Annotated in this window: 4 protein-coding genes, 1 pseudogene and 1 riboswitch; of the genes and pseudogenes, 2 read left to right on the top strand and 3 right to left on the bottom strand. The window is 71.1% G+C overall.

The window, feature by feature from the left end; all coding sequences use genetic code 11:
* A pseudogene (locus tag ACIRBY_RS13630) lies at positions 1–582 on the bottom strand (collagen-like protein); the annotation flags it as partial.
* A gap of 297 nt (positions 583–879) precedes the next feature.
* On the opposite strand from ACIRBY_RS13630, the gene ACIRBY_RS13625 reads away from it, so the two are divergent.
* Positions 880–2,040 carry a glycosyltransferase gene (locus ACIRBY_RS13625; RefSeq protein ID WP_403900251.1) on the top strand — a complete coding sequence of 387 codons (1,161 nt, stop codon included), beginning with the start codon at positions 880–882 and terminating at the stop codon, positions 2,038–2,040.
* Between the two features lie 23 nt (positions 2,041–2,063).
* Here ACIRBY_RS13625 and ACIRBY_RS13620 read toward each other — a convergent pair whose 3' ends face one another.
* Both ACIRBY_RS13620 and thiC read right to left on the bottom strand, forming a co-directional pair.
* On the bottom strand, positions 2,064–3,113 hold the full coding sequence (locus ACIRBY_RS13620) for an aldo/keto reductase (protein WP_403900569.1): 1,050 nt from the start codon (positions 3,111–3,113) through the stop codon (positions 2,064–2,066).
* A gap of 124 nt (positions 3,114–3,237) precedes the next feature.
* Entirely contained in the window at positions 3,238–5,025 is a 1,788-nt protein-coding gene (thiC, locus tag ACIRBY_RS13615) for a phosphomethylpyrimidine synthase ThiC (RefSeq protein ID WP_390686158.1), read from the bottom strand.
* A riboswitch (TPP riboswitch) is annotated at positions 5,020–5,164 on the bottom strand. Its footprint overlaps the gene before it by 6 nt.
* Positions 5,165–5,236: 72 nt before the next feature.
* Between thiC and ACIRBY_RS13610 the strand changes: the two genes are divergently transcribed.
* Entirely contained in the window at positions 5,237–6,709 is a 1,473-nt protein-coding gene (locus tag ACIRBY_RS13610) for a YibE/F family protein (RefSeq protein ID WP_403900248.1), read from the top strand.
* Positions 6,710–6,727: the final 18 nt, after the last annotated feature.

The raw sequence follows: 6,727 nt of genomic DNA, 5'->3' as shown, positions 1-6,727 counted from the left end.
GGTCTCGCCCGTGGCACCGGTCGCTCCTGTGGGACCGGTCGGACCTGTGTCCCCCGTGGCGCCCGTCGCACCCGTCGCACCCGTCGCACCCGTCGCACCCGTCGCACCCGTAGCGCCCGTCGCACCGGTCTCGCCCGTGGCACCGGTCGCTCCTGTGGGACCGGTCGGACCTGTGTCCCCCGTGGCGCCCGTCGCACCCGTCGCACCCGTCGCACCCGTCGGGCCGGTGTCGCCCTTCGGGCCCTTCGGGCCTCGCGGACCGCGCGGGCCCCGCGGGCCGCGGCAGCCCTCGTCGTCCCGGTCGCCGCCGGCGGGAGACCGGTCGGCCCGACGGGCCTCCGGCTGGTCGTCGTCATCGTCCCCGTGATGGTGCGCCTTCCGCTTGCAGTGGTCCTCGCCACCGCCGACCGCAGGGCCGGCCGCGGCCACCGCCGGTCCGGCCTGCTGCGCCACCGCGACCACGGGACTGACGAAACCCGCCAGTACGAGGGAGAGCGAGGCCAGGGCGCCTCCCGCCAGCCAGGCCCCGCTTCGCGGAAGAGGGCCGAGGGGGACGACCTTGGCACGGTGCTCACGACTCATAGAGCGCTCCTTCGGCAAAGTGACTCGAACCGGAGCCGTCGGGATCCGGTCGCGGTTCGAGCCTCTCCCGGTGAACCCGCATCGCCGCGCGACGCCCTCGGAGCCGTTCCCACTATCAGCGCACCGGCTGACCCGATGCCCCCAATCGGGCCAACTCGGACTTTCCCGGCGCGCCACCCGGCGGTCCCCCGCGTGCCCTCCCTAGAGTCCCCGACGATCCATCCGACCCGGCCGGCCGCCAGAACGCACGGCCCACACCAGCGGACGGGACCCGTGAGACCAAAAGTCTGTCTGAACATGATCGTCAAGGACGAGGCCCCCACGATCCGGAAATGCCTCGACTCGGTACGTCCCCTGATCGACACCTGGGTGATCGTGGACACCGGCTCGACGGACGGCACCCAGGACGTCATCAGGGACTGCTTCGGCGACCTCCCCGGAACCCTCCACGAACGCCCCTGGAAGGGATTCGACGGCAGCCGGACCGAGGCGATCGAACTCGCCCGCGACACTGCCGACTACCTGCTGTTCATCGACGCCGACGACGCGATGGAGGTGGAGCCCGGGTTCCGGATGCCGGAGCTGACCCTCGACGCGTACCGGATCGCCCTGCACGACGGGCCGATCGTCCACTACCGGGCGGCGCTGGTCTCCACCCGCCTGCCCTGGCGGTACGTCGGCGTGCTCCACGAGTACATCGACTGCGGCGGCGAGTACAGCCTGGGAACGCTCGGCGGCGCCCACATCCTCAGCATCGGCGGGGGCGCCCGGCTCCGGGAGGGAGGTCAGCGGCAGAAGTACCTGCGCGATGCGGCCCTCCTCGAAGAGGGGCTGGCCAAGGAGCCCGACAACGCCCGCTACGTGTTCTACCTCGGGCAGAGCTGGCGGGACGCGGGCGAGCAGGAGAAGTCCCTCGCCGCTTACGACCGCCGGGCGTCCATGGTCGGCTTCTACGAGGAGACGTACCTCGCCCGGGTCTACGCCGCACGGGCCGCCGCGGGCCTGGGCAGGCCCGCGGCCGAGGTGATGGACCGCTACCTCCGCGCCTTCGAGAGCAGGCCCTCGCGGGCCGAGGCGATCGGGGACCTGGCGGGCCTCTGCCGGGTGGAGGAGCGGTGGCCGCTGGCCTATGTGTTCGCCAAGGAGGCGGCTCGTATCCCCTGCCCGAAGGACGTCCTCTTCGTGGAGCACGCCTGGCACGAGTGGCGGGCGCTCGACGAACTCGCGATCGCCGCCTACTGGGTCGGCGAGTACCGCGAGTCGCTGGAGTGCTGCGAGCGCCTGCTGAGCAAAGGAAGGATGCCCGACGAGCACCGCGAACGGGTCGCCGGGAACCTGGACTTCGCACGGAGCAGGCTGGATCCGGCGATGTTTCACGTGAAACGTCCGTCCGCCCCCCTCCCGGCCTCCGCCGGGAGCCGCCCCCCGGCGAAACGCCGCGCCAAGCGCCGGGTCTGACCCCTCCCTGCCGGAGGGACGGTCTAGCCCGCGGCCCGGTCGCCGAGCGGGCGCCGCCGCTGGGTGGCGTCCGTGAGGGCCGGCGGGCGCCAGACGCCGTCCGGGTGGTAGAGGTTCACGCCCGGCGGCACGACCTCGTCGATCCGGTCGAGCACCTCGTCGTCGAGGACCAGCCCGGCCCCCTTCACCAGGGACTCGAACTGTTCCATCGTGCGCGGCCCGATGATCACCGAGGTGACCGCCGGATGCGCGACGGGGAACGCCACGGCCAGCTCCGGCAGCGTGCAGCCCAGGTCGTCGGCGATCGTGACGAGCTTCTCCACGGCCTCCAGCTTGGCCACGTTGCCGGGGATCGCCGGGTCGAAGCGGGCCGGGTGCAGCTTCGCCCGCCCGGTGGTCAGGTCGACCGGGCTGCCGAGCCGGTGCTTCCCGCTCAGGAAGCCCGAGGCGAGGGGGCTCCAGGTCAGCACGCCCATCCCGTAACGCCGGGCGACGGGCAGCACGTCGGCCTCGATGCCGCGCGCGAGGATCGAGTACGGCGGCTGCTCGGTCCGGAACCGGGGCAGGGCCCGGCGCTCGGCGGCGTGATGGGCCTCGACCAGTTCCTCGGCGGGAAAGGTCGAGCAGCCGAAGGACCTGATCTTCCCGGCCCTGACGAGGTCGCCCAGGACGGACAGCGTCTCCTCGACATCGGTCGAGTGGTCGGGCCGGTGCACCTGGTAGAGGTCGATCCAGTCGGTGTCCAGCCGCCGCAGGCTGTCCTCGACGGCCCGCACGATCCAGCGCCGCGAGTTCCCGCTGCGGTTGCGGCCCTCTCCCATCTGGAAGTGGACCTTGGTGGCGAGCACCACGTCGTCCCGCCGCCCCTTGAGCGCCTTGCCGACGATCACCTCGGACTCGCCCGCCGAGTACATGTCGGCGGTGTCCACGAAGTTGATGCCCTGGTCGAGGGCGGCGTGGATGATCCGCTCGCACTCCGCGTGGTCCGGGTTCCCCACCGCCCCGAACATCATCGTGCCGAGGCAGTGGGCACTCACCTCTATGCCGGTCCCGCCCAGATTCCGGTATCGCATGGTCATGCGGCCGCACTCTAGGAGCTGGAGCGCACTCCAGCGCAAGACCCCGTTTTCCCGGCGGTCCGTCCGGACCGTCCCGCAACTCCCCCCATGAGGTCGCGGGACGGTCCGGACGGTCGGCTCAGTCCGCCAGCGGCAGGTAGACGCGGTTGCCGGAGGCGGCGAACTCGGCGGACTTCTCCGCCATGCCCGCCTCGATCTCCTCTGCCTTCAGGTCGCCGCCGTGCTCACGGCGGATGTCCTGGGAGATCTTCATCGAGCAGAACTTCGGACCGCACATGGAGCAGAAGTGCGCGGTCTTGGCCGGCTCGGCCGGGAGCGTCTCGTCGTGGAACTCACGGGCCGTGTCGGGGTCGAGGGCCAGGTTGAACTGGTCCTCCCAGCGGAACTCGAACCGCGCGTCCGACAGGGCGTCGTCCCACTCCTGGGCACCCGGGTGGCCCTTGGCCAGGTCCGCCGCGTGGGCCGCGATCTTGTACGTGATGACACCGGTCTTCACGTCGTCGCGGTTGGGCAGGCCCAGGTGCTCCTTGGGCGTCACGTAGCAGAGCATCGCGGTGCCCCACCAGGCGATCATCGCGGCGCCGATGCCCGAGGTGATGTGGTCGTAGGCGGGCGCGACGTCCGTGGTCAGCGGGCCGAGCGTGTAGAACGGCGCCTCCTCGCAGATCTCCTGCTGGAGGTCGATGTTCTCCTTGATCTTGTGCATCGGGACGTGGCCCGGGCCCTCGATCATCGTCTGCACGTTGTGCCGCTTGGCGATCGTGTTCAGCTCGCCCAGCGTCTTCAGCTCCGCGAACTGCGCGGCGTCGTTGGCGTCCGCGATGGAGCCGGGGCGCAGGCCGTCGCCGAGCGAGTACGTGACGTCGTACGCCGCGAGGATCTCGCAGAGCTCCTCGAAGTTCGTGTAGAGGAAGTTCTCCTTGTGGTGCGCCAGGCACCAGGCGGCCATGATCGAGCCGCCGCGGGAGACGATGCCGGTCTTGCGGCGGGCCGTCAGCGGCACGTACGGCAGCAGCACGCCGGCGTGGACCGTCATGTAGTCGACGCCCTGCTCGGCCTGCTCGATGACGGTGTCCTTGTAGATCTCCCAGGTCAGGTCCTCGGCACGGCCGTCGACCTTCTCCAGCGCCTGGTAGAGCGGCACGGTGCCGATCGGGACGGGGGAGTTGCGCAGGACCCACTCGCGCGTGGTGTGGATGTTGCGGCCGGTCGAGAGGTCCATGACCGTGTCGGCACCCCACTGGGTGGCCCAGGTCATCTTGTCGACCTCCTCCTCGATGGAGGAGGTGACGGCCGAATTGCCGATGTTGGCGTTGACCTTCACCAGGAACCGCTTGCCGATGATCATCGGCTCGATCTCCGGGTGGTTCACGTTGGCCGGGAGCACCGCGCGGCCTGCGGCGATCTCCTCGCGGACGACCTCGGGGGAGACGTTCTCGCGGATCGCGACGTACTCCATCTCCGGGGTGATCTCGCCCCGGCGGGCGTACGCGAGCTGCGTGACGGCCTGGCCACCGCGGCCCCGGCGCGGGAGGCGCGGGCGGCCGGGGAAGACCGCGTCGAGGTTCTTGAGGCCGCCGCGGGGCGAGGTGTGCTTGATGCCGTCGTCCTCGGGGCGCACGGGACGACCCGCGTACTCCTCGGTGTCACCGCGGCCGATGATCCAGTTCTCGCGCAGCGGCGGCAGGCCGCGGCGCACGTCGGTCTCGATCTGCGGGTCGGTGTACGGACCGGACGTGTCGTAGAGCGTGACGTCCTTGCCGTTGGTGAGGTGGACCTGGCGGACCGGCACCCGGATGTCCGGGCGGGAACCCGCCAGGTATCCCTTGTGCCAGCCGGGCTGGCGCTCGGTCTGGCCGTCGGCGCCCTGGTCGACGGCAGGCGTGCGTGCGTCCTGAATGGTCATGAGACCTGATCTCCCTACGCCGGCATTACCCGGTAACAGGTTCGGCGGTCGACGCAGCCTCCTCCCGTACGCAATCTGCTGCGCGTACGGTGATCAGCGCCCTCTCAGCCCGGTGCTCCGAGCTCCCGCGTTGTGCAAAGTAGCCCCCACGCTAGCGTCATCTGTGGCGTGCTGAACAGTGGGCCCCCTCATCTCTTGCGATGATCTGCCGGTGACGACCTCGCCGCAGCCCCCCAACCAGCCCACGGAAACCTGGGGCCACACCGGCCACGAGCATGCGTCCCCCGGGCATGCGGCCGACGGCCCGCAGGACCCTTCCCACGGCCATGGGCCTTCCCACGGGCAGGCGCACGGACATGACCACGGACACGACCACGGACAGGCGCACGGACACGGCCACAGCCACGGCCACGGGCCGGCGGCCCCGGGATCCAGGCACCTGCGCAAGGTGATCTCCGCCGTACTGATCCCCTTCGCCGTCGCCGTCTTCGCCGGCCTGGTGGTGCTCTGGCCCGGCGGCGCCCCCGGCCACGAGCGCACCGGGGTGGGCTTCGACCGCCAGACGCAGCAGGCGAAGGTGGTCGCGATCTCCGACGTCGACTGCAAGTCGGTCAACGCCTCGCAAGTCCCGCCCACCGGCAACGGTCCCGCCCCCCAGGGGCGCGAGGCCCGGCCCGGTGCCTGCAAGAGGGCCACCGTCGAGGTCGGCACCGGACCGGACAAGGGGCGCGTCTTCTTCGAAATCGTCCAGCCCGGTGCGCCACGACAGCTGGAGATGGACCAGGAGGTGGTCGTCGCGTACGCGCCGAACGCGCCGCGCGACCTCCAGTACTCCGTGATCGACCTGAACCGCAAGTTCCCGATGATCCTGCTCGCGGCCATCTTCGCGGTGGCGGTGGTCGTCGTCGGCCGGATGCGCGGGCTGTTCGCGCTCGTCGCGCTCGTCGTGAGCTTCGGGGTGCTGACCCTCTTCATCCTCCCGGCGATCCTGCAGGGTTCGAACCCCCTGCTCGTCGCGGTCGTCGGCGCCAGCGCGATCATGCTGATCGCCCTGTACATGTGCCACGGGCTGACCGCCCGGACCTCGGTCGCCGTCCTCGGCACCCTGGTCTCGCTGCTGCTGATCGGACTGCTGGGTTCGCTGTTCATCGGCTGGGCGTTCCTGAGCGGGAACACGGACGACAACACCGGGCTGATCCACGGGCTCTACCCGAACATCGACATGAGCGGCCTGCTGCTCGCAGGCGTGATCATCGGATCGCTCGGCGTCCTCGACGACGTGACCGTCACCCAGACCTCCGCCGTCTGGGAACTGCACCAGGCGGACCCTGACATGGGTCCGCGCGCCCTGTACCGGGCGGCCATCCGGATCGGCCGGGACCACATCGCCTCCGTGGTCAACACCCTCGTCCTGGCCTACGCGGGCGCGGCGCTCCCCCTGCTGCTGCTGTTCTCCATCGCGAACAGCAGCATGGGCACGGTGGCCAACAGCGAGCTGGTGGCGGAGGAGATCGTACGGACCCTGGTGGGCTCCATCGGACTCGTCGCCTCGGTCCCGGTGACCACGGCGCTGGCCGCTCTGGTGGTGTCCGCGGACCGGCCCGCCCCCACCGCCGCGGGCGCCGTCCCCGCCCAGGCCGCGCCGGCGGCCCGCGGTGGGCGGGGCCGGCGGCGCAAGCGCTGAGGGGCTGCGGGGGACGGG

The sequence above is a fragment of the Streptomyces sp. NPDC096136 genome, from assembly GCF_044763325.1.
GTDB lineage: Bacteria > Actinomycetota > Actinomycetes > Streptomycetales > Streptomycetaceae > Streptomyces.
Note: the sequence above shows the minus strand (reverse complement) of the source record. Positions and strands in the feature narration are given on the sequence as shown.

Excerpts from the sequence above, each read along its gene's own strand:
- ACIRBY_RS13625 (WP_403900251.1), top strand. The coding sequence starts at position 880 with ATGATCGTCAAGGACGAGGCCCCCACGATCCGGAAATGCCTCGACTCG.
- ACIRBY_RS13620 (WP_403900569.1), bottom strand. The coding sequence starts at position 3,113 with ATGCGATACCGGAATCTGGGCGGGACCGGCATAGAGGTGAGTGCCCAC.
- thiC (WP_390686158.1), bottom strand. The coding sequence starts at position 5,025 with ATGACCATTCAGGACGCACGCACGCCTGCCGTCGACCAGGGCGCCGAC.